Genomic DNA, 23,283 nt, shown 5'->3' with positions numbered 1-23,283 from the left:
AAAGATCAGGATGTGACCTGAGTTTGCTGCGCGATGGCGGCTTTTTCTGCCGCAGTGAAGTTACGCGCTCTGCGCCAGGTCAGCAGAACACCCGCCAGGTAAATCGCACCAATAACCGCGAAGCCGACAATGTTCTGCCAGGTAAAGAGCTGAATGAGCAGCCAGGTAATCGGCGAGCCGCCCTGGTCCATCGATGCCACCATGCCGCCAGCTTTTAAAGCACCTGCATTTGCCGCCAGCTGGGTATGTAATCCGATGGTCTGGGTGGCAATCCACAAGGTGATGCTCATGATGATCACGCCGGAAATCAGCGTGCGGAACAGGTTGCCCTGATGCACTGCCACCGCCATGGCGACGAAGAAACCGATAGTGGCGAGGTCACCAAACGGCAGCACCTGGTTTCCGGGGACCAGCACCGCAATCAGAATGGTCAATGGAATAAAGATCAGGCTCGCAGAGACCACTGAGGTGTGACCAAGCAGCAGCGCCGGGTCAAGGCCAATCAGGAACTCCTGGCTACCGAACTTCGCCTGCAGGCGTTTACGGGCATGTTTGGCAATCGGGGTTAATCCATCCATGATCGGTTTGATCACTCGCGGCATCAGCAGCATTACGGCAGCGGTTTTGACAGCCAGTTGCAGCACGCCTTTGGCGTCGTAACCCGCCAGCAGACCGATGACAATCCCCATCACAAAGCCCACGGTGACGGGTTCACCAAACGGGCCAAAGCGTTTTTGAATGTCGTCTGCGCTAAAGTGAATACGGTTGAGTCCTGGGATCTTTTCGATAATGGTATCCACCAGCACGGCAATCGGACCGAGGTAAGCGGAGCTACCGTGAGGGATCGCGATGCCCTCCAGGCCGAAGAAGTCGCGGGTGTCTTTGGCAAACCAGTCGCCCAGCTTGTAGACGAAGGCCGCATGGGCTACAACGCCCAGGATCCCAATCCAGTAGGAACCGGTGGCGAGGTGCAGCATCGCGCCGGTGAAGGTCATGTGCCAGATGTTCCAGATATCGACGTTGACCACGCGGGTCATGCGTGTCACCAGCATCAGGACGTTAACCCCGATGGCAATTGGGATCGCAACGAGCGCAATCTGCGAAGCCCAGGTCATGGGCGAAGAACCCGGCCAACCTACATCAATTACATGCAGGTTAATCTGGAACTGTTCGGCCATGGCTTTCGCTGCCGGACCGATGGAGTCGAGCATCAGGCCGATGACCAGGCCGATCCCGACAAAGCCGATGCCGATGTGTAAACCGGATTTAAAGCAGTCCCCGAGCTTCATCCCCAACAGTTTTGAGAAGATGATTATCACCAGCGGCAGCATGACCGTTGGGCCTAAGTCGAGGATGTAGCGCATGATTTCGCTAAACATGACGTTACCCCACAAGAATGGTCAGGATTTTTTGTTGCAGCGCTTCAATGCCGACGCCGGAGATAAAAGGCATGCCGTGCACGACCGGAATATCATCGAAAGTACGGTCCACTTTTGCAGTGGTGCAGATAAGATCTGCACCATCCATGTAGGTTTCGATTTCATTCACCCGGCACTGCACCAGCTCAACGGTGATGTTGTTTGCTTCGCAGAGTTCACGGATTTCTTCAGCAGCCATGGTGGAGGTGGCGACAGCGCCTCCACAGGCGACAATAACTTTACGTTTCATAGGGTACTCCTTTTATTATCAGTCTCTTATAAAGCCTGGGAACAGCTTTCAGGCTCAAGGATTGTTTCCCGAAAAAGCGTTGCCAGGCGCTCGGGCGGCGCACTTAACAATGCCTCCAGCGAGTTCGGGTTCTGTAGCTCACCAAACAGGCGGCGCAGGAGCTTAAGCTGCGCCGTAGGGTTCTCAACAATCAGAGCGATAATCAGCGAAACGGCGATTTCGCTGTCATCATCGGCCTGTTGGAAATTCACCGGTTTATCCGGACGGATCAAATAGATAGCGGCGGACTTCGCATGAACCGCCTCGCAGTGCGGAATCGCGACGGCGTGGCATTCGAGAGCGATGCCTGTCGGGTAGTTTGCCTCTCGCTCAATTAGCGCGGCTGGGTAGGTTTCATGCACTACGCCTTTCGCCAGCATCTCTTCGCCAATGTGCGCCAGCACCTGCTGGCGTGAGCTAAATTCAATTCCGGTTCGGACAAAAAGTTGACTCATACATTCTCCAGAAATCAGGCTGTTTCTTCGGCGCATCCGTAACGGTAAGCGCGCAATACATCCTGTATTTTGTCATTGATAAGATTTTGTGGTGTCGCGACGATCTCATTGTGTAATACACGTTCAAACTGCAAAGGCAGGTACTGGCTGAGCAAGCCCAGCGGCAGAGTAGTGGCGCTCAGATTGGCAATGAGCTTCTCCACGCTCTGGCGAATACGCGGGTGCGGCCAGTAGTAGCGAATACGGTCGGAAAGGCTGAAGTGAATATCCACCATGGCTTCGCTCCAGGTCGGACGGTAGTACTTTTTCCAGTATCCCGGCTCGTTCAACATCACTTCGACAATGACGTCCAGCACCCGGCTGCGGTTTTCCGGTGCAATCAACTCGTTTTCCATTTGAGCAAGGGCAAAGATGGCCTCGCGCAGCGCGAAGGTGAGTGCCGGGCCGACCTTCAGAATCGCAAAGTGATCGCCCACCAATGCGCGGTACGCCTGACGAGACTGGTAATCGGTCGAGTGTGCTTCGTAGACCATCGGGGTCTGGCGGATCCAGGCTGAGAGCGCCTCGGCTTCGTGTGGTTGATAGTGAATGATCTGCGTGTGGTCAAACTCCACGCCTGGCTGAACCACCATACCGACAACACGGTCCATCGCAGCGTCCAGCCCCAGGGCATGGAAGGCAACGCGATGCGTTTCAAGGGTCATCGCCGCATCTTCTACGCGGGTCACATGCACACTACTAATGCTGCTGGCCTCACCGCCTGGCACGGGAACTTCAGTTCCAATCACGTAGGTCAGTGTCTTTTTCAGCTCGTCACTGGCGGTTTCTTCAGCCGCCTGACAAAGACGTGCGGCACGTTCGGCAACCACTTTGGGGTCCAGAGGTACCGGGTCACCAGCGCAGGACATAGATGCATCCAGGTGAATTTTGCTGAAGCCCGCGGCAACATAGGCTTTGATCAGATCGACAGATTTTTCCATCGCCGTAGCAGCGGGTTCGTTTTGCCAACAGTTAGGTCCCAGGTGGTCGCCGCCAAGGATCAGTCGCTCTTGCGGGAAACCCACTTCTTTTGCAATCGCTAAAACAAAGTCCCGAAAATCAGCCGGTTTCATGCCGGTGTAGCCGCCAAATTGGTTAACCTGGTTTGAAGTTGCTTCAATCAGTACCTTTTTATCGGTATGCACATCGAAACGTAGCGTGGCTTCAATCACCATCGGGTGCGCCGAGCAGACTGAGCAGATACCGAGATGTTCCCCTGCCTTATGGCGGGCAATAATATCTTTCACTTTATTCCTCCGGGATATTTCTGAATGCTTTCAATAATTAGTCAACTTCTTTCACAATTTTCCTTCGCAACCGCAGTCGGCAATAACTTTGCGCACGACTTCTTTCATGGCGGATTTAGCTGGCACCATGTAATGGCGAGGGTCACTGGCGTCGGGGTGAGCGACCAGATAAGCCTTCAGGGCGTCGGAAAAGGCAATCTTCAGTTCAGTAGCGACATTGACCTTGCAGATACCCAGCGAGATGGCTTTGCGGATATCTTCAGCAGGCAAACCAGAAGCGCCGTGCAGCACCAGTGGGATATCGACGAGCTGGCGAATCTCAGCCAGCCGCTCAAAATCGAGCTTAGGCGTGGCAGTGTATAAACCGTGGGCTGTACCGATAGCGACGGCGAGAGAATCAATCCCCGTTTTTTTCACAAATTCAAGGGCTTGATCCGGATGGGTGTAGAGTGCGTCTTTTCCGTCCACTACCAGGTCATCTTCCTCGCCGCCCAGTCTGCCGAGTTCGGCTTCGACGCTGACGTCATAGCGATGGCAATAGTCGGTTACGGTTTTGACCAGCTCGATATTGTCGGCAAAGGGCAGATGGGAGCCATCGATCATGGCGGATCGCACGCCTGCCAGCACTTTGTTTTTAACGTCCTCAAGCTTTTCATGATGATCAAGGTGGATGGCGAGCGGCTGGTTAAACGACTTCGCCAGATCGCCAGCAATGGCCACGATGTTGCCGATACCTGCATAACTAAAAGTGCCGGGCGTTCCTGCGACAATCAGTGGTGAATGTAACTCTGCAGAGGTCTCCACGACAACCTGCAGGGTCTCAAGGTTATGGATATTGAATGCCGGGACGGCGTAGCCTTCCTGTTGTGCCTTGTGCAGCATCGCCTTCGTCGAAATGATATACATCCTGCCTCCGAAACCTTTCGTTTATTCTATTCGAAAGAAGATATAGGGTTTCGTAATGTTGTTTTGTGATTTAAGTCAGAAAATCGAAAGATTCGAAAGTGAAGGTAAGTTTGCGAAAGTGAGGGCGCAGAGAAAAGCGAGGGTCAAGATGCGTGGAATTTGGAAATAACAGACAAAAAAAAGCATGGCCGAAGCCATGCTAAAAATACGATGAGATTTTTATAATGATGAATCAAGTCACCGGAGCCGGGTTGAACACAGCCAGTTGGTTGTGCAGACCCCATTGATCCGAGAAGGTTTTCTTACGGCCACTCGCCACATCCAGGATGAAGTGGAACAGTTTCCAGCCCACATCCTCAATCGACTCTTCGCCTGTAGCGATGGTGCCCGCGTTAATGTCCATCAGGTCAAACCAACGGTTTGCCAGTTCAGTACGGGTCGCCATCTTGATGACCGGCACAGCCATCAGGCCGTACGGTGTACCACGACCGGTGGTGAAGACCTGAACGGTGATACCGGAAGCCACCTGTTGCGTACCACAGACGAAGTCGCTCGCAGGCGTTGCTGCGTAAATCAGACCACGTTTGGTTGGACGCTGGCCCGGAGAGAGCACTTCAACAATCGCGCTTTTACCGGATTTGGCGATAGAGCCGAGGGCTTTTTCCACCACGTTAGCCAGACCGCCTTTTTTGTTCCCCGGAGACGGGTTAGCGCTACGGTCAGTCTTACCCATGTCCAGGTAGTTATCGTACCAGGCCATCTCTTCGAGCAGGCGTTTGCCCACTTCTTCGGTTTCTGCACGCGGCGTCAGCAGGTGAATAGCATCACGCACTTCGGTTACTTCGGAGAACATGACGGTCGCACCGCAACGTACGAACAGGTCAGAGGCATAGCCCACTGCCGGGTTCGCGGTCACACCGGAGAACGCATCGCTACCACCACATTGGGTGCCAACAACCAGTTCTGAAGCCGGGCAGGTTTCACGTTTACGCAGGTTCAGTTTTGCCAGGTGACGTTCAGCCACTTGCAGAATGTCATCAACCATTGAGCGGAAGCCAACATGATGCTCATCCTGCAGACGGACGATGCTCGCGCTGTCTACCGGAATAGCCTGTACATCTTCAGTGCCCTGCAGCAGACGTTCTGGTTGCAGTTTTTCACAGCCCAGACCGATAACCATCACTTCGCCACCGAAGTTCGGGTTCAGCGAGATGTTGTGAATGGTACGGATTGGCACCACAGCTGCCGGTGCGTTGATCGCTACACCGCAACCGTAAAGGTGGTTCAGACCCACCACGCCATCGACGTTCGGGTATTTCGGCAGCAGGTCGCGTTCAATAATTTTCACGACGTAGTCGACCACGCCAGCAACGCAGTGCACGCTGGTGGTGATGCCGAGCAGGTTTTTGGTACCCACGCTGCCATCCGCATTGCGGTAGCCTTCGAAGGTATAGCCTTCCAGCGGCGGCAGTGCTTCTGGCACTTTTGTCGCTAAAGGTAAGGTGTTCAGTGGCGGAGCTTTTGGCAGTTCGACGGTGGATTCGTCAATCCAGCTACCGCGCGCAATATCACGCACTGCATAACCAATGACTTCACCGTAACGAACAATCTCACCGTGATGAGGGATATCTACCAGCGCAACTTTGTGGCCTTGCGGGATGTGTTCAATTAACTCCAACCCGTCCGGGAAACGCGTTCCCGCTTTTAAGCCATTGTCATTAACGATGATCGCGACGTTGTCGGTCTCATGTACTTTAATATAAAACGCCGTAGGCGACTGCTGTCTAATTTCAATGTCGGCCATTGTCAGGTAATCTCCAGCTAACTATACGATGCATTACTCAAAAGGAAATAAAGTAGAAACGAATCTGTAATTATCAGAAATTAAAACTTCGTTTGATGAAATAAGAATGTCAGGAGTTCCAATATTAAAATGTGATCTAAATCACTTATTTTTGCGATTACCCGCCTAGCCTGGGGAGGAATGATAAGATCTGTGCATCAGCGCCCAGGGGTATGTGCATATGCTCAAAAAAATCTGTTCAACCCCCGTCAGAATTGAGCAACACGCCAGTGCGTCGTCAATGGGTGATGATTATACTGAGCGATAATAAAATTAAATATGCCATTACCTGATATTAGCTTCGAGAGCTTATTTATTAAGTCGGGTAAGTTTTACATCACAATAATTATATTTTTAATTTAAGCCGTGCCCGAGAGGTTTGTTATGTCTGTACAAAATAATGTTGAAGTGAAACGGGGTATGCCAACTCGTTATTTAATACTACTGATAATCTTTATTGTTACTGCAATTAACTACGCAGACCGCGCGACGCTCTCCATTGCGGGGACCGAAGTTGCGAAAGAGCTGCAACTTGACTCCGTGTCAATGGGTTACATCTTCTCTGCGTTTGGCTGGGCCTACCTGTTGATGCAGATTCCGGGCGGTTGGTTACTTGACCGTTTCGGCTCTAAAAAAGTCTACACCTACAGCCTGTTCTTCTGGTCGCTCTTTACCTTCCTGCAAGGTTTTGTCGACATCTTCCCGATAGCATGGGCTGGTATCTCCATGTTTATCATGCGTTTTATGCTGGGCTTCTCTGAGGCACCATCTTTCCCGGCTAACGCCCGTATCGTGGCAGCCTGGTTCCCGGCGAAAGAGCGTGGTACTGCATCCGCTATCTTTAACTCAGCGCAGTACTTCTCACTGGCGTTGTTCTCACCGCTGCTGGGTTATCTGACCTTTGCCTGGGGTTGGGAGCATGTATTTACCGTAATGGGTGGGCTGGGCTTTGTACTGACCGCAATTTGGGTTAAGTACATGCATAACCCGACTGACCATCCTCGCATGAGCCGTGAAGAGCTGGATTACATCTCTGCGAATGGCGCAGTCGTTGATATGGACCACAAGAAAGTCGACGACGGCAGTCAAAAAGGCCCGAAACTGGATTACATCAAGCAATTACTGTCTAACCGCATGATGCTTGGGGTGTTCTTTGGTCAGTACTTCCTGAACACCATTACCTGGTTCTTCCTGACATGGTTCCCGATTTACCTGGTGCAGGAAAAGGGCATGTCGATTCTGAAAGTAGGGTTTGTTGCCTCCATTCCGGCGCTCTGCGGCTTCGGTGGCGGTGTCTTAGGCGGTCTGTTCTCTGACTACCTGATCAAGCGTGGTCACTCCCTGACCGTAGCGCGTAAACTCCCAATCGTTCTTGGGATGCTGCTGGCTTCCAGCATCATTCTGTGTAATTACACCGATAACACCGTGCTGGTCATCGCGCTGATGGCGCTGGCATTCTTCGGAAAAGGCTTCGGCGCATTGGGCTGGCCTGTTATCTCCGATGTCGCACCGAAAGAAATCGTCGGTCTGTGCGGCGGCGTGTTTAACGTGTTCGGTAATGTGGCGTCCATTGTTACTCCGTTAGCAATTGGATACATGGTTAAAGAGTTGCATTCTTTCAACGGTGCGTTGGTCTTTGTTGGCTGCTCGGCCCTGATGATGATGGTGTGCTACCTGTTCGTGGTCGGTGACATCAAACGTATGGAATTGAAAAAGTAAGCAACGACAAAATTTAAGGTGCAAAAGATGAGTAACGATATTTTCCCGAACAAATTTAAAGCTGCACTGGCGGCTAATCAGGTTCAAATCGGTTGTTGGTCAGCGCTGGGCAGTCATATCAGTGCTGAAGTTCTGGGGCTGGCAGGTTTCGACTGGCTGCTCCTGGACGGTGAACACGCCCCTAACGACGTGCTCTCTTTTGTACCGCAGTTGATGGCGCTGAAAGGCAGCTCAAGTGCACCGGTCGTACGTATCCCTGAAAATGATCCGATCGTCTTCAAACGTCTGCTGGACATCGGTTTCTACAACTTCCTCGTGCCGTTCGTGGAAACGGCTGAAGAAGCGGCAAGCGCGGTATCTGCAACCCGTTACCCGCCGGAAGGAACGCGTGGTGTGTCCGTTTCTCACCGTGCCAACATGTTCGGTACCGTGCCGGATTACTTCGCGCAGTCGAACAAAAACATCTCCATCATCGTGCAGATCGAAAGCCAGGAAGGTGTTGATAACCTCGACGCTATCCTCGAAACCGACGGCGTTGACGGTGTATTTGTAGGTCCAAGTGACCTGGCTGCAACCCTGGGTTACATCGGTAATGCTGCGCACCCGGAAGTACAGCGCACCATTCAACACATCTTTGCGCGTGCGAAAGCGCACGGCAAACCGAGCGGTATTCTGGCGCCAGTAGAAGCAGATGCTCGCCGTTACCTGGAATGGGGTGCGACCATTGTTGCCGTTGGCAGCGATCTGGGCGTGTTCCGTGCGGGTACTCAGCGACTGGCTGATACCTTCAAAAAATAATCAAACCACCATTGAATAAAGAGAGAGACGCAATTATGACGATGAAAGTTGGTTTCATTGGCCTGGGCATCATGGGTAAACCAATGAGTAAAAACCTCATTAAAGCAGGTTACTCACTGGTGGTCTCCGACCGCAACACCGACGTTGTCGCTGAACTGGTCGCCGCTGGCGCACAGTCCGCAACCAGCGCGAAAGCTATTGCAGAACAGTGTGAGGTGATCATCACCATGCTGCCTAACTCACCGCATGTGAAAGAAGTCGCGTTGGGCGAAGGCGGCATCGTCGAAGGCGCTAAACCGGGTACCGTTCTGATCGACATGAGCTCCATTGCGCCGCTGGCGAGCCGTGAAATCAGCGAAGGCCTGAAAGCCAAAGGCGTTGAAATGCTGGATGCGCCGGTAAGTGGTGGCGAGCCTAAAGCTATCGACGGCACCCTGTCCGTGATGGTCGGCGGTGACAAAGCGCTGTTCGACAAATACTACGATCTGCTGAAATCTATGGCGGGTTCTGTTGTTCACACCGGTGATATCGGTGCTGGTAACGTCACCAAACTGGCTAACCAGGTCATCGTGGCACTGAACATCGCTGCCATGTCTGAAGCTCTGTCTCTGGCAACCAAAGCAGGCGTAAACCCGGAGCTGGTATTCGAAGCTATCCGTGGTGGTCTGGCTGGCAGCACCGTGCTGGAAGCAAAAGCACCGATGGTTCTGAACCGCAACTTCAAACCTGGTTTCCGTATCGATCTGCATATCAAAGATCTGGCTAACGCACTGGATACTTCTCACGGTGTGGGCGCTCAGTTGCCACTGACTGCAGCCGTAATGGAAATGATGCAGGCACTGCGTGCTGATGGTCACGGTAGTGACGACCATAGCGCCATCGCGTGCTACTACGAAAAACTGGCGAAAGTAGAAATCTCTCGCTGATAAGAAGGGCGCGGGAACGCGCCCTGGATTTCTTATACATCACCCTCTTGTTCGGTAATCAACGCGTGTCGCCAGAAGAGGGCGGTGTATGCCGTGCGCGGTAATGTCAGGCTAATCAACTATGAAAATCGTAATCGCCCCAGACTCTTATAAAGAAAGCCTTTCTGCTACGGAAGTAGCCCAGGCGATAGAAAAAGGATTTCGGGAAATCTTCCCGGACGCTCAATACGTTTCAGTTCCGGTCGCGGACGGCGGTGAAGGAACGGTTGAGGCCATGATTGCCGCCACAAAAGGTACGCAGCACACCGCTTGTGTCACCGGTCCATTAGGTGAAGAAGTTAATGCATGTTGGGGAATGTCCGGCGACGGTAAAACAGCCTTCATTGAAATGGCAGCCGCGAGCGGACTGGCACTTGTGCCCCCTGAGTTACGTAACCCATTGATCACCACTTCGCGCGGCACCGGGGAACTTATTCTGCACGCACTGGAACATGGGGCAAAAAATATCATCATCGGTATCGGTGGCAGTGCCACCAATGACGGCGGCGCGGGCATGGTACAGGCATTGGGTGCGAAACTAACTGATGCCAATGGCACTGAGATTGGCAACGGCGGTGGCAGCCTGATGAGTCTGAACAGAATTGATATCACCGGTCTGGATCCACGCCTGAGCACCTGTACCATTCGGGTAGCCTGTGATGTGACCAATCCTTTGACCGGTGAACAGGGTGCATCACGCATCTTTGGGCCACAAAAAGGGGCGACCGAAGAGCTGATCGTTGAGCTGGATCGCAACCTGGGTCACTTTGCCGATGTGATCAAAAAGTCACTGAATGTGGATGTGAAAAACGTGCCGGGCTCTGGTGCAGCGGGCGGCATGGGTGCTGCACTGATGGCATTCCTGGGCGCTGAACTGCGCAGCGGGATTGAGATTGTTACCCAGGCGTTGAACCTGGAAGAGCATATCCATGATTGCACGCTGGTGGTGACTGGCGAAGGTCGTATCGACAGCCAGAGCATCCACGGTAAAGTGCCAGTGGGTGTGGCTAATGTGGCGAAGAAATACCACAAGCCGGTTATCGGTATTGCCGGGAGTCTGACGCGAGATGTGGGCGTCGTTCATCAGTATGGCATTGATGCGGTATTCAGCGTGTTGACCAGCATTGGTACCCTGGAAGAGGCCTTCCGCGGCGCATTCGATAACATTTATCGCGCCTCACGTAATATTGCCGCCACTTTACGGGTTGGCATGTTGACTGAGGGGTGACATCAGCGCGCAAACGCTCTATACTGCGCGCCGAAGCTGACCAGACAGTCGCCGCTTCGTCGTCGTCCTCTTCGGAGGAGACAGGCGGAGGGGAGGAAAGTCCGGGCTCCATAGGGCAGGGTGCCAGGTAACGCCTGGGGGGTGTAACAGCCTACGACCAGTGCAACAGAGAGCAAACCGCCGATGGCCCACGCAAGTGGGATCAGGTAAGGGTGAAAGGGTGCGGTAAGAGCGCACCGCGCGTCTGGCAACAGTTCGCGGCACGGTAAACTCCACCCGGAGCAAGGCCAAATAGGGGTTCATAAGGTACGGCCCGTACTGAACCCGGGTAGGCTGCTTGAGCCAGTGAGCGATTGCTGGCCTAGATGAATGACTGTCCAACGACAGAACCCGGCTTATCGGTCAGTTTCGACTTTTTCAGGCAAAAACCCGCTTCGGCGGGTTTTTGCTTTTATGCTGTCTGAAAAGATGAATGACTGTCCAACGACACTTTTTATGGAAGGATGCGGCTTATCGGGGCGGGCGGATGAAACGTCCCTGTAAAGTCGCCCTCACCGCGCATCGCCCCGGCCTTGCGGATACGCTTCGTCGATGTGCAGCCGGACCCCGTCATCGCGGTGGCTGTTTTATTCTCATTGCGCAATGTCATCGCTGCAAAACGTAATATTATTGGGGACTCCCTCGTCCCTCCGGGGAGATGGCTGGGGGAGAGGAGAAACATACCACGTCCCCTCCCCATTTCCGGTAGCTGCGCACAACCCGGCATTGCATCTGCCGCCAGCAGTGCTCTACTGAACCTCTGAACCCACCATGGAGGTTATGTATGAGCACTCACCCGTTACGCCGCATCATCGAGGCCTGTGATAAGGCGATCACCGAGAAAGATTACGACACTCTGATGACGTACTACGCAGAAGACGCCGCACTGGTCGTCAGGCCTGGCATGATTGCCCGTGGCAAAGAAAATATCCGTAAGGCATTTATCGCCATCGCTGATTACTTCCAGGGAACGCTGGTCGTGGAACAAGGTGAGATGCAGGTGGTGGAAGGGGCGGGAAACGCGCTGGTCATAATGGAGACATTGCTGCGCTACCCGGACGGACAGGGTGGCACGGTCGAAACAACCCGCCGTGCAACCTACGTTTTTCACGCTGAACCCGATGGCCGCTGGTTGTGCACAGTAGACAACTCTTACGGCACGTCCTTGCTTGATAACGCATAGGGCTATTGATGCCCCGGCGAAAGCCAGGGCAAATTTTATGCCGCTTCGTTGTCCTCAGCGATTCTGATTTCAGCATCAGCGACAATAGCTTCCAGTTCGGTCAGCATCTCATCGTAACCAAAAGCCGGAGTCGACTTTTCAGTTGCCGATTGGAGAGCGACCACATTCTCTGGTGTCTTGTTTTTTTGAACGGTCTTTTTACTCACAGGCGACTCCATAAATATCCATTCACACGGGTAAATCTATCAGCAAAGCGCGCAGTGGAGTATCAGCGACAAGTGTTATGTTAGCCTCATCACGAATAAAGGCGCCGTCCCCACAGGTCAACGCTTCTTTCGCTTCGCACGGGGTTACCGCATGTACGGTGCCATGGATCGATTGCAGATACGCACGCGGTCCATGTAACTGAAAACTCAGCTCTTCGCCTTTTTGCAGCTCGATATGATGCAACCAGACTTGCTGGCGCAGCTGCAGGCTCTCCTCGCTACCGTCCGGCGAAGCAATTAACTGGCGAGCCCGGTCGCGGATAACCATTTTTTGCACCAACGGATTTTCCCGTTCAGGGCAGGCATCAAGCCAAAGCTGCATTCGGGTTAACGGCTTGTCTTTGCTTAAGTTATGTTCGCTGTAGCTAATGCCAGGCTGAGTGGCGATAAGCAGTGCTTCACCTGCTTTAGCCTGTACATGGTTGCCTTCGCTGTCGCGATATTCGGCTTCACCTTCCAGGATCACATTGAGGATGTCCACTTTTGGGTAGGTTCGCGGCTGGAACGATGCGCCAGGTGCGAGTACCTCCTGGTTTAAAACACGTAAGGAGGCGTAGCCCAGAAGTTTCGGGTCAAAATAATGTCCAAAGGAAAAGGTGTAGCGGGCCTGGAGCCAGCCGAAGTCGGCTTGACCGCATTGTTTGGCTGTTCGGGTAATAATCATAATTCTTGACCTCTCTTTACACTAAAACAATGGTAAAGGTATGGACGCTGCATTGTTAGCCAGATATTCTGCCCGGTATGTTCAAATTTCCTGAATGAGAACAAAAAATGGCGAAAGACAGGGCACTTACGCTCGAAGCGTTACGTGTAATGGATGCAATTGATCGACGTGGGAGCTTCGCTGCTGCGGCAGATGAACTGGGACGCGTACCCTCAGCGCTCAGCTACACGATGCAAAAACTGGAAGAAGAGTTGGATGTTGTGCTGTTTGACCGCTCCGGCCACCGTACCAAATTCACCAATGTAGGGCGTATGTTGCTCGAACGTGGGCGTGTATTACTGGAGGCAGCTGACAAGCTCACGACCGATGCTGAAGCGCTGGCGCGTGGCTGGGAAACGCATCTGACGTTAGTCACCGAAGCACTGGTGCCGACGCATGAGATTTTCCCCCTGGTTGAAAAACTGGCGAATAAAGCCAATACGCAGCTTTCAATAATCACTGAGGTACTGGCGGGGGCCTGGGAGCGACTGGAGCAGGGACGTGCAGACATTGTTATTGCACCGGATATGCATTTCCGCTCGTCTTCAGAGATTAACTCACGCAAACTCTACAAAGTGCTGAACGTCTATGTGGCGGCCCCGGATCATCCGATTCATCAGGAACCGGAACCATTGTCCGAAGTGACGCGTGTGAAATATCGCGGCGTGGCCGTGGCGGATACTGCCCGTGAGCGTCCGGTGCTGACCGTGCAGTTGCTCGATAAGCAGCCACGTCTCACCGTGAGTACGATTGAAGATAAGCGCCAGGCGCTGCTGGCTGGATTAGGGGTGGCAACCATGCCATACCCACTGGTTGAGCAGGATATCGCTGAAGGGCGCTTGCGCGTGGTCAGCCCGGAATACACCAGCGAGGTCGATATCATCATGGCCTGGCGTCGTGACAGCATGGGCGAAGCGAAAGCCTGGTGTCTGCGCGAAATTCCTAAATTGTTCTCTGGTAAATAACATTCCTGCCTTAATTATGGAACCGCTTTGGGCTCCGGCCCGAAGCGGTTCTCCTCCGGCGTACTCTGCTGGCTCCAGAATGCCAGTAACATCAGCCAGCCCAATATCGGCACACACCACAGCCACAGCCATTTTGCCGTGCGGTCAGTGTCATGCAGTCGCCTGGACTGAACGGCGAGAGAAGGCAAGAAAACCAGCAGGGCGTAAATCAGACTGAACACGCTGATACGCTGCCAGCCGACTATCCTGTCGAGCACAGTGAGCACGCCTAAGAGAATGATATTGACCAGCATAAACATCCAGAACTCGCGGCGATGCGCGCGCCCATGAAAGACGGTGTAGTTGCCGAGTACTTTGAAATACCAGTCCATTTCACAACCTCGATCAACGTTCAATTCGTTGTTTTATCAGTGATCAATGTAAGAATAGACGGCAAAAAAAGAATACGGGGGAAATTTTCGAGCGCGTAAACCGCGCCCGAGGGGAAGTACTACGCGAAACGCTTATCGCGCCCGTGCGGCTCATTCAGATCCTGCCACGGCCCAATGGAGATGATGCCCGTTGGGTTGATGGTTTTATGGCTGCGATAGTAGTGGTTGCGGATATGACCAAAATCGACCGTCTCAGCAATACCTGGTATCTGATAGATATCACGCAGGTATCCATACAGGTTGAGATAGTCGCTAATCCGGTGTTTATCACATTTAAAGTGAGTCACATACACCGGGTCGAAACGCACTAACGTTGTCCACAGGCGGATATCAGCTTCGGTTAACTGGTCACCGGTTAAATAACGGTGCTGTCCCAGAATCTGCTCCAGACGAGCCAGAGACTCAAACACTTTCTCGACCGCTTCATCGTACGCCTGCTGGCTGGTGGCAAAGCCCGCTTTGTAGACGCCGTTGTTAACGTTGTCGTAGATCCAGCCGTTCAGTTCATCAATCTGCGCACGCAGTGCTGGCGGATAGTAATCACCGGCACGCGCACCCTGCGCATCAAATGCGGTGTTGAACATGCGGATGATCTCTGCCGATTCATTACTGACGATGGTGTGATTCTTTTTGTCCCATAACACCGGAACCGTCACGCGCCCGGTGTATTGCAGGTCGGCATGCAGGTAAAGCTGGTACAGGAACTCGTGCTGATACAGTGAGTCACCCGTTGCGGCCGGGAAATCATCGTCAAAGGTCCAGCCATTTTCAAACATCAGGGGATTAACGACCGAGACGGGCAGGAAGGATTCAAGGCCTTTCAGCGAACGCATAATCAACGTGCGATGTGCCCAGGGACAGGCAAGAGAAACATAAAGGTGATATCGGTCTTTCTCGGCAGCAAAACCGCCTTCGCCGGTAGGACCCGCGCTGCCGTCTGCTGTCAGCCAGTTACGAAACGCAGAGACTGAGCGCTGGAAGCGTCCGCCCGTCGATTTTGTGTCATACCAGGTATCGTGCCAGACGCCGTCAATCAGTTGTCCCATAATGTCTTCTCCTTTAAATGGCAAAAGCGAGGAGATAACTCCTCGCTTCATGTCTATTCAGTTCAGTATAGAGCGCTTACCACTTTTTATTCAGTACACGGTCGATGCTGAATGCGCCAGGACCGGTGATACCCAGAACCAGGAAGCCGCCTGCGATGCTCAGGTTTTTCATGAACATCAGGGAGTTCATACCTTCCGCGAAGTTGCTGTGGAAGATGAACGCGGTCAACAGGGTGAAGCCAGCAGTGAACAGTGCAGTGGTACGGGTCAGGAAGCCGAACAAGATGGCCAGACCGCCGCCGAACTCAAGCAGGATAACCAGTGGCAGCATAAAGCCCGGGACGCCCATCGCTTCCATATACTGCTGAGTACCTGCATAACCGGTGATTTTTCCCCAGCCAGCGGAAATGAACAGGATTGGCATCAGAATACGTGCGACCAGAAAACCAACATCTTCTAATTTTTTCATCTTTCTCTCCAGAGAACCACAGTGTCTACTGCAATTAAAAAGTGTGCATTCACGGGCGAGAGCCGCATGTTTGCTGTCGATGGAGAGGATAGTAAACGGGGCGAGGCGGGATTGTTAGCAAGGAAAACTGTCGAACTTTATCAAAGATTCTGAGGGAGTTAAGTGGGATTCGCGCTGTCAGGGCGTTGAGCGGGGAAAGTGAGAGGTTACCGGGCAGCAGTTAGCCTGCCCGATATTATTAGCGCCGTTGCTGATCCAACGTGGATTTTACCAGCCGCCAGACGCTCCACACGCCCAGTCCGCGCTTCGCAACACGCATTAGCCGACTGGGGTGCCGAACGCCCCAAACCGCCATGATGCTGCTGCCCACCAGTGCCCACGAGCGCAAGCTGAGAAAAGTATTCCAGCCGCGATCGTAAGCTTCAGTGGTTTCAAGCCAATCGCGGCGGCAGGCTGTTAGATCGAGCCGTTGCTGCTGGATCTGGCTGAGGAGACGGGCTTTACGCTTTAAACGCTCGGCTTTGCTGCTCATGGCTTATCATCCTCAAGCAACGAGCGATCGTTTGCCAGTTCCTGACGTGTATGGCGCAGCAGGGTCGATGCACGCGCCTTACGTAACGTACAGATGCCACCTATCAATGCACCCAATAAAAGTACGACGGTCGTGGCAATCATGGCGTTAAGACGGTACTGCGGATCAATGGCCCAGATGATAAGCACCATCAGACTCATCAAACCAAAGGCGGCAAACAACATGGTAAATCCAACCATCAGCAGAAGCTGAAAGAGATTTGATTTCTCTTCTTCCAGCTCAACAACTGCCAGTCGAAGGCGCGTTTCCACCATTTCAACCACGATGGAAACGATGCGTTGCCCAATGCCAAGAACGCTCTTGCCTGGCCCTTGTGAGTGTCTTGAGTCCGCCATAATCAACGACGCGTCAGTAGCACGCCTAACACGACGCCAACGGCTGCCCCAATTCCGACACTTGTCCAGGGGTTATCACGAACATATTCGTCGGTTTTGGCTGCAGCCTCACGGGTCTGACGAGCAATAAGGTCGCTGGTTTCGCCAAGTCGATAACGACTTTCCTGTAACGCTTTCTCGGCTTTACCGCGCAGTTTACTCAGCTCTTCTTTTGATTTATCTCCGGAGGTATTCAGCACTTCCTCAAGGGTATCCGCCAGGGATTTCAACTCAGCGCGCAGGTGGTCTGTATTGGTCTCTTTTGACATAATTCTCTCCAGGTGAGTGAGTATTAACTTCCATTAAATCAGTAGTCACGTGCCTCTAGTGCCTTCAGTTCAGATTCGGCTTCTTTCAGCTTGTGCTCGCGTTTGGTTATTTTGTCCGCATCGCCTTTCTGTTTCGCCTCGGTTAACTCGTGGCGACGTTCTTCAACTTTTTGTTTCTGGTCTTCAATTTTACGCTCATGGTCAGCACGCAGCTTACTGTCAGAGCAGTTAGCACGAACTTCTCGCAGAGCTTTATTCAGACCGTCAATGCGACTCTGATTGTTATGCTTTTCGGCGTAGCTTATTTCACGCAGGATCTCATTTTCCTTCTCCTTACAGAGGGAGGCAGCCTGAGACATTGCGCTCAAAGATAAAAGGGTTAGCGCCAGTGCGATGCGGTATTTCATAGTCGAAACCTTCCATTGTTGGCTGGCGATAACAGATAGCGCCAGCATCCAGTTTTGAAGCGTGGACTCTGGTTCCATTTACTCAAGCATAGTAAGTAAACGGGGAAAGCACCAAAGTGAGTGAAAAGATTCAGAATCCTGGAAGATTATCCGAATCTGTGGGTGGTGTCGCGCAGGCGGACCAGCCAGGCCGATGCCTGACTGTCGTCATCCTGCAGCGCAATGATGTAACCCTGAGGTAACGTGCGGTCCAGCACGGCTTTCGCTGCTGCACTTTGGCTGCTGGATTCAAACTTGATCAGCAGCGTATCATTAAGCGGGGTAATGCTTTTGAAATGGATGCCGTTAGCATCCAGATGGTGCCAGATGGAGAAGCCATCCGGCACGCTTACGTTTTGTGCTATCGGGCGAATAGCCAGCGTTGATTCCCGGTTTTGCAGCGTAACCCAGCCAAAAAACAGCACACTGAACAGCGCCATCGCGAAGATGCTCAGGAACAGCCAGCGCATGAAGGGACGATGCATTTCCATGTTAACCCCGGTTACCGTATTTTTTCTTCCACATCACTACCAGCGAGCCAACCAGGCCGATGACCAGTAGCACGACAGGGAGCAGCATCAAACAAGACATGAGCTGATCTTCATATTTACGAAACACTGGGGTAATCCCAAGCAGATAACCCAATGTCGTCAGTATCAGCACCCATAACAACCCGCTCATCCAGTTAAAGAACTGGAAACGCGCATTGTTAAGACCCGAAATTCCGGCAATAGTTGGTAGCAAAGTACGAACAAAGGCAATAAAACGTCCCATCAGCAACGCAGAAAGGCCGTGCTTATGGAAAAGATGGTGCGCGCGCTGATGATAATGCGCTGGAAGGTGCGATAACCAGTTCTGCACAATTCGCGTATTACCCAGCCATCTCCCCTGGATGTAGCTCAGCCAACAGCCCAAACTGGCGGCGATAGTCAGCAACAGAACCGTTTGTGGGAAGCCCATCGCGCCTTTAGAAATCAATACACCGACCAGCACCAGAAGGCTGTCACCGGGAAGAAACGCGGCCGGAAGCAGGCCATTCTCAAGAAACAAAATGACAAACAAAACAAAATAGAGCATGCCGATCATGGACGGGTTGGCCAGGGTTTCAAAATCCTGGCTCCAGAGGGCATGAAGTAATTGGCTTAAAAGTTCCATTCAGGGTTCCTGGTACATCGGTTTACGTCACGTCGGTAACCTGTTAAACAGCACGGCGAAATTATTAATCAGTACATTATGGTCGCTCGTGGCACATCTGGCTGTCTGACTTTGGGTGACTAACGTAGTGAGCAAGGACTAACTCACGCAGAGACAAAATGCGTCTAATTGTAACAAATACCGCTGTTCTGCGTCAGAGAAATTACGCTTTGTCAGAAAATGATTTTGCTTGTCGAAAGGGGGTGAGGCGAGGGTATTTACACAGGCTGACACTCTATACTTTTTACTGACCCTTAGAGTGGCCAGGCGCATCGGAGCGGTGCGCCTGTTGCAAGAGTCGTTATTTTACGCCATTCGCTGCGGCGTCGAGGTGAACCACCGGGTTTTCAGCAAACAAATAACGGTCCGCATTGAATTCAAAATCGTCACTGGTTTCGTTGAAGAGCATCAGTTTGGTGTTCTCAAGATGCTGCCACATTGCCACTTTTGCCGCGTGCGGATCTTTGCGAATCAGTGCCTTAAGAATCTGGTCATGATCGTCACACCAGTTATCTACGGTGCGTAAATCGATGTGATCGTGCAATTTTTTCCAGTACGGGTTGTGAACACGCTGAGTCCACATTTTTTCGACGATCGCCGCCAGGGCACTGTTTTGCGTCGCCAGCGCGACCTGCACATGGAATTGCAGATCCCATTCTGAATCGCGGAAGCATTTTTCTTTGCGCGCGTTATCCTGGATTTCCATCAGTTTCATGATGTCTTGTTTGGTCACCTGAGTCGCCGCAAATTCAGCAATGTTGCTTTCGATCAGTTGGCGTGCCTGCAGTAACTCGAACGGGCCATAGTTGGCAAACTCCAGGTTCTCATCGGGGGCCTGTGAATAGCGGGCCTGGCTGGAAATAACGTGGATGCCGGACCCTTTTCGGACCTCAACAAAGCCTTCCACTTCCAGCATGATGATCGCTTCACGAACCACGGTGCGGCTGACGCTTTTCTCTTCGGCAATAAAGCGTTCAGCTGGAAGTTTGTCACCCACGAGGTAAACACCTTGCTCAATACGGCTTTTCAGCTCAGCAGCAAGTTGTTGATACAAACGTCGTGATTCGGTGATTTCCATATTCGCTCCAGGTAAGATATGGCAATAGTAGATTTGTTATACCACTTTTGCGTCTTTCTCACCACAACAGAGGAAGAAAAAGCCGCCCGATGATGGCGGGCGGCTGGGGGAACTGCATAGCAATCGGGAGTTCAGTTAACTTTGTGTTGCGGTACCACCGACACCGGATTTTTCCGCTTCAAGCTCGGATGCCGATTTACTTTTCAGCACTGTCCAGATAACAACTGCACCCAGAATGTCGAAGACAGCCAGTACGGCGAACAGCGGGCTGAAGCCGATGGTGTCAGCCAGCGCACCGACCACCAGAGCAAACATGGTACTTGCTGTCCATGCCGCCATACCGGTCAGACCGTTCGCGGTGGCCACTTCGTTACGACCAAATACGTCAGAAGAGAGGGTAATCAGCGCACCGGACAGAGACTGGTGAGCGAAGCCACCGATACACAACAGACCAATTGCAACGTATGGGCTGGTGAACAGACCGATCATGCCAGGGCCGATCATCAGTACTGCACCCATGGTCACTACCATTTTACGGGAAACAATCAGGTTCACACCAAACCAGCGCTGGAACAGCGGTGGCAGGTAACCACCAACGATACAACCCAGGTCAGCGAACAGCATTGGCATCCAGGCGAACATCGCGATTTCTTTCAGGTTAAAGCCATAGACTTTAAACATGAACAGCGGGATCCAGGCGTTAAAGGTACCCCAGGCTGGTTCTGCCAGGAAACGCGGCAGGGCAATACCCCAAAATTGACGGGTACCCAGGATTTGCAGGACGGTCATTTTTTTGCCATTGAAGGTCTGGTGCTGTGCTTCCTGACCGCCAATGATGTATTCGCGTTCTTCTTCAGACAGTTTTTTCTGATCGCGTGGGTGTTTGTAGAAAATCAGCCATGCCATTGCCCAGGCGAAGCTCAGTACGCCAGAGATAATGAATGCAAGCTGCCAGCTGTGCATGACGATTGCCCACACCACCAGCGGCGGTGCAATCATCGCACCAATAGAAGAACCGACGTTGAAGTAGCCCACTGCGATAGAACGTTCTTTCGCCGGGAACCACTCGGAAGCGGCTTTCAGACCCGCAGGGATCATCGCGGCTTCAGCAGCACCAACGGCACCACGCGCCAGCGCCAGACCGCCCCAGCTTCCTGCCAACGCAGTCGCGCCGCAGAAGATAGCCCAGGTCACGGCGAAGACCGCGTAGCCAATCTTGGTGCCCAGGATATCCAGTACATAACCCGCAACAGGCTGCATGATGGTATAAGCCGCCGAGTAGGCTGCAATGATATAGGAGTATTGCTGCGTGGAAATATTCAACTCTTGCATCAGCGTTGGCGCTGCGGCAGCAATGGTGTTACGCGTCAAGTAACCCAGCACGGTGCCCAGCGTCACCAGTGCTATCATGTACCAACGTAACCCTTTAATTTTACGCATGTAAACCTCATCGTTATGGTAATTCCGCTTTCGCGGTCACCTGCCGGTTGCAGTCGGAAGGTGAAAACGGGAGGGCGTCACCGGAAAATCTCCGAAACGACCCGAACCTTGCTATTCAACGTGCTTAATTCGGCATCCGTACCGTAAAGGCCGATTTCGAGTGTATCGGCAATGCATTCCGTCGGCTTATGTATTCGACGGCAGAAAGATAACTTGTCATACAACTTTAAAAGGTGAGTGACATCACAAAAGTGTTTTTCTTTGTGTGGTCTTTAACTTCAGGCAGCGAAACCAGTTGCGGCGCGGCCTGGCGGTGATTTCCATGCTCATTTCTGTAAATATTTGTCATCGTTTATTGATCTAACTCACGAAAAAGTCTTCGGCCTATAGAAATTGGTGTGATAACTTTGTCAGCATTAAGGTAAGCATCAGACGCACTCGTTGAGAGGAAGACGATAATGACCCCGTTTATGACCGAAGATTTTCTGTTAGATACTGAATTCGCACGCCGCCTGTACCACGACTACGCGAAAGATCAGCCGATTTTTGATTTCCACTGCCACCTGCCACCGCAGCAGATCGCAGAAAACTACCGCTTTAAAAACCTGTATGACATCTGGTTGAAAGGTGACCACTACAAGTGGCGTGCAATGCGCACTAATGGTGTGCCTGAGCGCCTCTGTACGGGCGATGCCAGCGATCGTGAGAAGTTTGACGCGTTTGCCGCTACCGTACCGCACACCATCGGTAACCCGTTATACCACTGGACCCATCTGGAGCTTCGTCGCCCATTTGGTATTACAGGTAAGTTGCTTTCGCCGTCTACTGCCGACGAAATCTGGAATCTGGGTAACGAACTGCTGGCACAGGATAAATTTACTGCCCGCGGAATCATGCAGCAGATGAATGTGAAGATGGTCGGTACCACTGACGATCCGATCGATTCTCTGGAGCATCATGCGACCGTTGCGAAAGACACCACTTTCTCCATCAAAGTGCTGCCGAGCTGGCGCCCGGATAAGGCGTTCAATATTGAATTGGCGACCTTTAACGATTACATGAGCAAACTGGGCGAAGTGTCTGATACCGACATCCGCCGCTTTGCTGACCTGCAGACTGCACTGGCAAAACGCCTGGATCACTTCGAAGCGCACGGCTGTAAGGTGTCGGACCACGCACTGGACGTTGTGCTGTTTGCTGAAGCCACCGACGCCGAACTGGACAGCATTCTGGCGCGTCGTCTCTCCGGTGAAAGCTTAAGCGAACGTGAAGTGGCGCAGTTCAAAACGGCCGTTCTGGTCTGGCTGGGTGCGGAATATGCACGTCGCGGTTGGGTACAGCAGTACCACATCGGTGCGCTGCGTAATAACAACCTGCGCCAGTTCAAACTGCTGGGGCCGGATGTGGGCTTTGACTCCATCAATGACCGCCCGCTGGCAGAAGAGCTGTCCAAACTGCTGAGCAAACAGAACGAAGAAAACCTGCTGCCGAAAACCATTCTGTACTGCCTGAACCCGCGCGATAACGAAGTGCTGGGCACCATGGTCGGTAACTTCCAGGGCGAAGGTATGCCTGGCAAGATGCAGTTTGGCTCCGGCTGGTGGTTCAACGATCAGAAAGACGGTATGGAACGTCAGATGACCCAACTGGCGCAGCTTGGTTTGTTAAGCCGCTTCGTGGGCATGTTGACTGACAGCCGTAGCTTCCTGTCTTACACCCGTCACGAATACTTCCGCCGCATCCTGTGCCAGATGATTGGTCGCTGGGTCCATGCAGGCGAAGCTCCGGCAGATATTCAACTGCTGGGCGAGATGGTGAGAAATATCTGCTTTAACAATGCGCGTGATTACTTCGCGATTGAACTGAACTAGGCCGTTTGAG

General features: G+C 52.5%; 26 protein-coding genes and 1 other RNA gene. 8 read left to right on the top strand and 19 right to left on the bottom strand.

Annotated elements, in window-relative coordinates:
* Positions 1-5 precede the first annotated feature (5 nt).
* The 6 genes from AC5JPW_RS23915 to garD form a co-directional block, all read right to left on the bottom strand.
* Positions 6-1,379, bottom strand: a complete 1,374-nt coding sequence (locus AC5JPW_RS23915) for a galactitol-specific PTS transporter subunit IIC (protein ID WP_494243672.1) — start codon at positions 1,377-1,379, stop codon at positions 6-8.
* Between the two features lie 4 nt (positions 1,380-1,383).
* The gene (gene gatB / locus AC5JPW_RS23910) at positions 1,384-1,668 is read right to left on the bottom strand and encodes a PTS galactitol transporter subunit IIB (protein ID WP_494243670.1); all 285 of its coding nucleotides are present in this window, start codon (positions 1,666-1,668) and stop codon (positions 1,384-1,386) included.
* 26 nt (positions 1,669-1,694) lie between these two features.
* Positions 1,695-2,162, bottom strand: a complete 468-nt coding sequence (gatA, locus tag AC5JPW_RS23905; RefSeq protein ID WP_494243669.1) for a PTS galactitol transporter subunit IIA — start codon at positions 2,160-2,162, stop codon at positions 1,695-1,697.
* Between the two features lie 14 nt (positions 2,163-2,176).
* Positions 2,177-3,448 (bottom strand): tagatose-bisphosphate aldolase subunit GatZ, encoded by a 1,272-nt coding sequence (gene gatZ, locus AC5JPW_RS23900; protein WP_494243667.1) that lies wholly within the window; start codon positions 3,446-3,448, stop codon positions 2,177-2,179.
* Positions 3,449-3,499: 51 nt separating this feature from the next.
* Positions 3,500-4,354: a tagatose bisphosphate family class II aldolase gene (locus AC5JPW_RS23895; protein ID WP_494243666.1), complete on the bottom strand. Its 855-nt coding sequence runs from the start codon at positions 4,352-4,354 to the stop codon at positions 3,500-3,502.
* A 232-nt stretch (positions 4,355-4,586) separates the two neighbouring features.
* Positions 4,587-6,158 (bottom strand): galactarate dehydratase, encoded by a 1,572-nt coding sequence (garD, locus tag AC5JPW_RS23890; protein ID WP_494243665.1) that lies wholly within the window; start codon positions 6,156-6,158, stop codon positions 4,587-4,589.
* A 423-nt stretch (positions 6,159-6,581) separates the two neighbouring features.
* Between garD and AC5JPW_RS23885 the strand changes: the two genes are divergently transcribed.
* The 6 genes from AC5JPW_RS23885 to AC5JPW_RS23860 all read left to right on the top strand — a co-directional run bounded on the left by AC5JPW_RS23885 (position 6,582) and on the right by AC5JPW_RS23860 (position 12,129).
* Positions 6,582-7,916, top strand: a complete 1,335-nt coding sequence (locus AC5JPW_RS23885; RefSeq protein WP_494243663.1) for an MFS transporter — start codon at positions 6,582-6,584, stop codon at positions 7,914-7,916.
* Positions 7,917-7,943: 27 nt separating this feature from the next.
* Entirely contained in the window at positions 7,944-8,714 is a 771-nt protein-coding gene (garL, locus tag AC5JPW_RS23880) for a 2-dehydro-3-deoxyglucarate aldolase (RefSeq protein ID WP_494243662.1), read from the top strand.
* Positions 8,715-8,749: 35 nt separating this feature from the next.
* A complete protein-coding gene (garR, locus tag AC5JPW_RS23875) occupies positions 8,750-9,640 on the top strand; it encodes a 2-hydroxy-3-oxopropionate reductase (RefSeq protein ID WP_494243660.1) in 891 nt (296 codons plus the stop codon).
* A gap of 121 nt (positions 9,641-9,761) precedes the next feature.
* A complete protein-coding gene (gene garK / locus AC5JPW_RS23870) occupies positions 9,762-10,907 on the top strand; it encodes a glycerate 2-kinase (protein WP_494243659.1) in 1,146 nt (381 codons plus the stop codon).
* A gap of 32 nt (positions 10,908-10,939) precedes the next feature.
* Positions 10,940-11,321, top strand: an RNA gene (gene rnpB / locus AC5JPW_RS23865) — RNase P RNA component class A.
* A 409-nt stretch (positions 11,322-11,730) separates the two neighbouring features.
* Entirely contained in the window at positions 11,731-12,129 is a 399-nt protein-coding gene (locus AC5JPW_RS23860; RefSeq protein ID WP_494243658.1) for a YybH family protein, read from the top strand.
* A gap of 35 nt (positions 12,130-12,164) precedes the next feature.
* On the opposite strand, the gene AC5JPW_RS23855 is transcribed toward AC5JPW_RS23860, so the two are convergent.
* Positions 12,165-12,335, bottom strand: a complete 171-nt coding sequence (locus AC5JPW_RS23855; RefSeq protein ID WP_494243656.1) for a protein YhaL — start codon at positions 12,333-12,335, stop codon at positions 12,165-12,167.
* 22 nt (positions 12,336-12,357) lie between these two features.
* A complete protein-coding gene (locus tag AC5JPW_RS23850) occupies positions 12,358-13,059 on the bottom strand; it encodes a pirin family protein (protein WP_494243654.1) in 702 nt (233 codons plus the stop codon).
* A gap of 107 nt (positions 13,060-13,166) precedes the next feature.
* Between AC5JPW_RS23850 and AC5JPW_RS23845 the strand changes: the two genes are divergently transcribed.
* Entirely contained in the window at positions 13,167-14,063 is an 897-nt protein-coding gene (locus tag AC5JPW_RS23845; RefSeq protein WP_494243652.1) for a LysR family transcriptional regulator, read from the top strand.
* Positions 14,064-14,077: 14 nt separating this feature from the next.
* On the opposite strand, the gene AC5JPW_RS23840 is transcribed toward AC5JPW_RS23845, so the two are convergent.
* The 11 genes from AC5JPW_RS23840 to AC5JPW_RS23790 all read right to left on the bottom strand — a co-directional run bounded on the left by AC5JPW_RS23840 (position 14,078) and on the right by AC5JPW_RS23790 (position 21,402).
* Entirely contained in the window at positions 14,078-14,434 is a 357-nt protein-coding gene (locus AC5JPW_RS23840) for a DUF805 domain-containing protein (protein ID WP_494243650.1), read from the bottom strand.
* 119 nt (positions 14,435-14,553) lie between these two features.
* Complete coding sequence (locus AC5JPW_RS23835) at positions 14,554-15,540, bottom strand: glutathione S-transferase family protein (RefSeq protein WP_494243648.1); 987 nt, start codon at positions 15,538-15,540, stop codon at positions 14,554-14,556.
* 76 nt (positions 15,541-15,616) lie between these two features.
* The gene (locus tag AC5JPW_RS23830; protein WP_437888977.1) at positions 15,617-16,009 is read right to left on the bottom strand and encodes a DoxX family protein; all 393 of its coding nucleotides are present in this window, start codon (positions 16,007-16,009) and stop codon (positions 15,617-15,619) included.
* A gap of 238 nt (positions 16,010-16,247) precedes the next feature.
* Positions 16,248-16,541 (bottom strand): YqjK-like family protein, encoded by a 294-nt coding sequence (locus AC5JPW_RS23825; RefSeq protein ID WP_494243646.1) that lies wholly within the window; start codon positions 16,539-16,541, stop codon positions 16,248-16,250.
* Entirely contained in the window at positions 16,538-16,936 is a 399-nt protein-coding gene (locus AC5JPW_RS23820) for a phage holin family protein (RefSeq protein ID WP_494243644.1), read from the bottom strand. Before AC5JPW_RS23820 ends, AC5JPW_RS23825 begins: the two co-directional genes overlap by 4 nt.
* Before the next feature lie 2 nt (positions 16,937-16,938).
* Complete coding sequence (locus AC5JPW_RS23815; protein ID WP_494243642.1) at positions 16,939-17,244, bottom strand: ElaB/YgaM/YqjD family protein; 306 nt, start codon at positions 17,242-17,244, stop codon at positions 16,939-16,941.
* Positions 17,245-17,282: 38 nt separating this feature from the next.
* The gene (locus AC5JPW_RS23810) at positions 17,283-17,651 is read right to left on the bottom strand and encodes a DUF1090 domain-containing protein (protein ID WP_494243941.1); all 369 of its coding nucleotides are present in this window, start codon (positions 17,649-17,651) and stop codon (positions 17,283-17,285) included.
* Positions 17,652-17,797: 146 nt separating this feature from the next.
* Positions 17,798-18,181: an EnvZ/OmpR regulon moderator MzrA gene (gene mzrA, locus AC5JPW_RS23805; protein WP_494243640.1), complete on the bottom strand. Its 384-nt coding sequence runs from the start codon at positions 18,179-18,181 to the stop codon at positions 17,798-17,800.
* Position 18,182: 1 nt separating this feature from the next.
* Entirely contained in the window at positions 18,183-18,845 is a 663-nt protein-coding gene (gene yqjA, locus AC5JPW_RS23800) for a DedA family general envelope maintenance protein YqjA (RefSeq protein ID WP_494243638.1), read from the bottom strand.
* A gap of 340 nt (positions 18,846-19,185) precedes the next feature.
* On the bottom strand, positions 19,186-19,962 hold the full coding sequence (exuR, locus tag AC5JPW_RS23795) for a transcriptional regulator ExuR (RefSeq protein WP_494243636.1): 777 nt from the start codon (positions 19,960-19,962) through the stop codon (positions 19,186-19,188).
* 135 nt (positions 19,963-20,097) lie between these two features.
* Complete coding sequence (locus AC5JPW_RS23790; RefSeq protein ID WP_494243634.1) at positions 20,098-21,402, bottom strand: MFS transporter; 1,305 nt, start codon at positions 21,400-21,402, stop codon at positions 20,098-20,100.
* A 458-nt stretch (positions 21,403-21,860) separates the two neighbouring features.
* Between AC5JPW_RS23790 and uxaC the strand changes: the two genes are divergently transcribed.
* Positions 21,861-23,273 carry a glucuronate isomerase gene (gene uxaC / locus AC5JPW_RS23785; protein WP_494243632.1) on the top strand — a complete coding sequence of 471 codons (1,413 nt, stop codon included), beginning with the start codon at positions 21,861-21,863 and terminating at the stop codon, positions 23,271-23,273.
* Positions 23,274-23,283: the final 10 nt, after the last annotated feature.

The sequence above is a fragment of the Phytobacter sp. genome (assembly GCF_059074235.1).
The sequence above is the reverse complement of the archived record's forward strand: the minus strand, read 5'-3'. Positions and strand labels throughout refer to the sequence as shown.

Excerpts from the sequence above, each read along its gene's own strand:
- AC5JPW_RS23915 (WP_494243672.1), bottom strand. The coding sequence starts at position 1,379 with ATGTTTAGCGAAATCATGCGCTACATCCTCGACTTAGGCCCAACGGTC.
- gatB (WP_494243670.1), bottom strand. The coding sequence starts at position 1,668 with ATGAAACGTAAAGTTATTGTCGCCTGTGGAGGCGCTGTCGCCACCTCC.
- gatA (WP_494243669.1), bottom strand. The coding sequence starts at position 2,162 with ATGAGTCAACTTTTTGTCCGAACCGGAATTGAATTTAGCTCACGCCAG.
- AC5JPW_RS23895 (WP_494243666.1), bottom strand. The coding sequence starts at position 4,354 with ATGTATATCATTTCGACGAAGGCGATGCTGCACAAGGCACAACAGGAA.
- garD (WP_494243665.1), bottom strand. The coding sequence starts at position 6,158 with ATGGCCGACATTGAAATTAGACAGCAGTCGCCTACGGCGTTTTATATT.
- AC5JPW_RS23885 (WP_494243663.1), top strand. The coding sequence starts at position 6,582 with ATGTCTGTACAAAATAATGTTGAAGTGAAACGGGGTATGCCAACTCGT.
- garL (WP_494243662.1), top strand. The coding sequence starts at position 7,944 with ATGAGTAACGATATTTTCCCGAACAAATTTAAAGCTGCACTGGCGGCT.
- garR (WP_494243660.1), top strand. The coding sequence starts at position 8,750 with ATGACGATGAAAGTTGGTTTCATTGGCCTGGGCATCATGGGTAAACCA.
- garK (WP_494243659.1), top strand. The coding sequence starts at position 9,762 with ATGAAAATCGTAATCGCCCCAGACTCTTATAAAGAAAGCCTTTCTGCT.
- AC5JPW_RS23860 (WP_494243658.1), top strand. The coding sequence starts at position 11,731 with ATGAGCACTCACCCGTTACGCCGCATCATCGAGGCCTGTGATAAGGCG.
- AC5JPW_RS23850 (WP_494243654.1), bottom strand. The coding sequence starts at position 13,059 with ATGATTATTACCCGAACAGCCAAACAATGCGGTCAAGCCGACTTCGGC.
- AC5JPW_RS23845 (WP_494243652.1), top strand. The coding sequence starts at position 13,167 with ATGGCGAAAGACAGGGCACTTACGCTCGAAGCGTTACGTGTAATGGAT.
- AC5JPW_RS23840 (WP_494243650.1), bottom strand. The coding sequence starts at position 14,434 with ATGGACTGGTATTTCAAAGTACTCGGCAACTACACCGTCTTTCATGGG.
- AC5JPW_RS23835 (WP_494243648.1), bottom strand. The coding sequence starts at position 15,540 with ATGGGACAACTGATTGACGGCGTCTGGCACGATACCTGGTATGACACA.
- AC5JPW_RS23830 (WP_437888977.1), bottom strand. The coding sequence starts at position 16,009 with ATGAAAAAATTAGAAGATGTTGGTTTTCTGGTCGCACGTATTCTGATG.
- AC5JPW_RS23825 (WP_494243646.1), bottom strand. The coding sequence starts at position 16,541 with ATGAGCAGCAAAGCCGAGCGTTTAAAGCGTAAAGCCCGTCTCCTCAGC.
- AC5JPW_RS23820 (WP_494243644.1), bottom strand. The coding sequence starts at position 16,936 with ATGGCGGACTCAAGACACTCACAAGGGCCAGGCAAGAGCGTTCTTGGC.
- AC5JPW_RS23815 (WP_494243642.1), bottom strand. The coding sequence starts at position 17,244 with ATGTCAAAAGAGACCAATACAGACCACCTGCGCGCTGAGTTGAAATCC.
- AC5JPW_RS23810 (WP_494243941.1), bottom strand. The coding sequence starts at position 17,651 with ATGAAATACCGCATCGCACTGGCGCTAACCCTTTTATCTTTGAGCGCA.
- mzrA (WP_494243640.1), bottom strand. The coding sequence starts at position 18,181 with ATGGAAATGCATCGTCCCTTCATGCGCTGGCTGTTCCTGAGCATCTTC.
- yqjA (WP_494243638.1), bottom strand. The coding sequence starts at position 18,845 with ATGGAACTTTTAAGCCAATTACTTCATGCCCTCTGGAGCCAGGATTTT.
- exuR (WP_494243636.1), bottom strand. The coding sequence starts at position 19,962 with ATGGAAATCACCGAATCACGACGTTTGTATCAACAACTTGCTGCTGAG.
- AC5JPW_RS23790 (WP_494243634.1), bottom strand. The coding sequence starts at position 21,402 with ATGCGTAAAATTAAAGGGTTACGTTGGTACATGATAGCACTGGTGACG.
- uxaC (WP_494243632.1), top strand. The coding sequence starts at position 21,861 with ATGACCCCGTTTATGACCGAAGATTTTCTGTTAGATACTGAATTCGCA.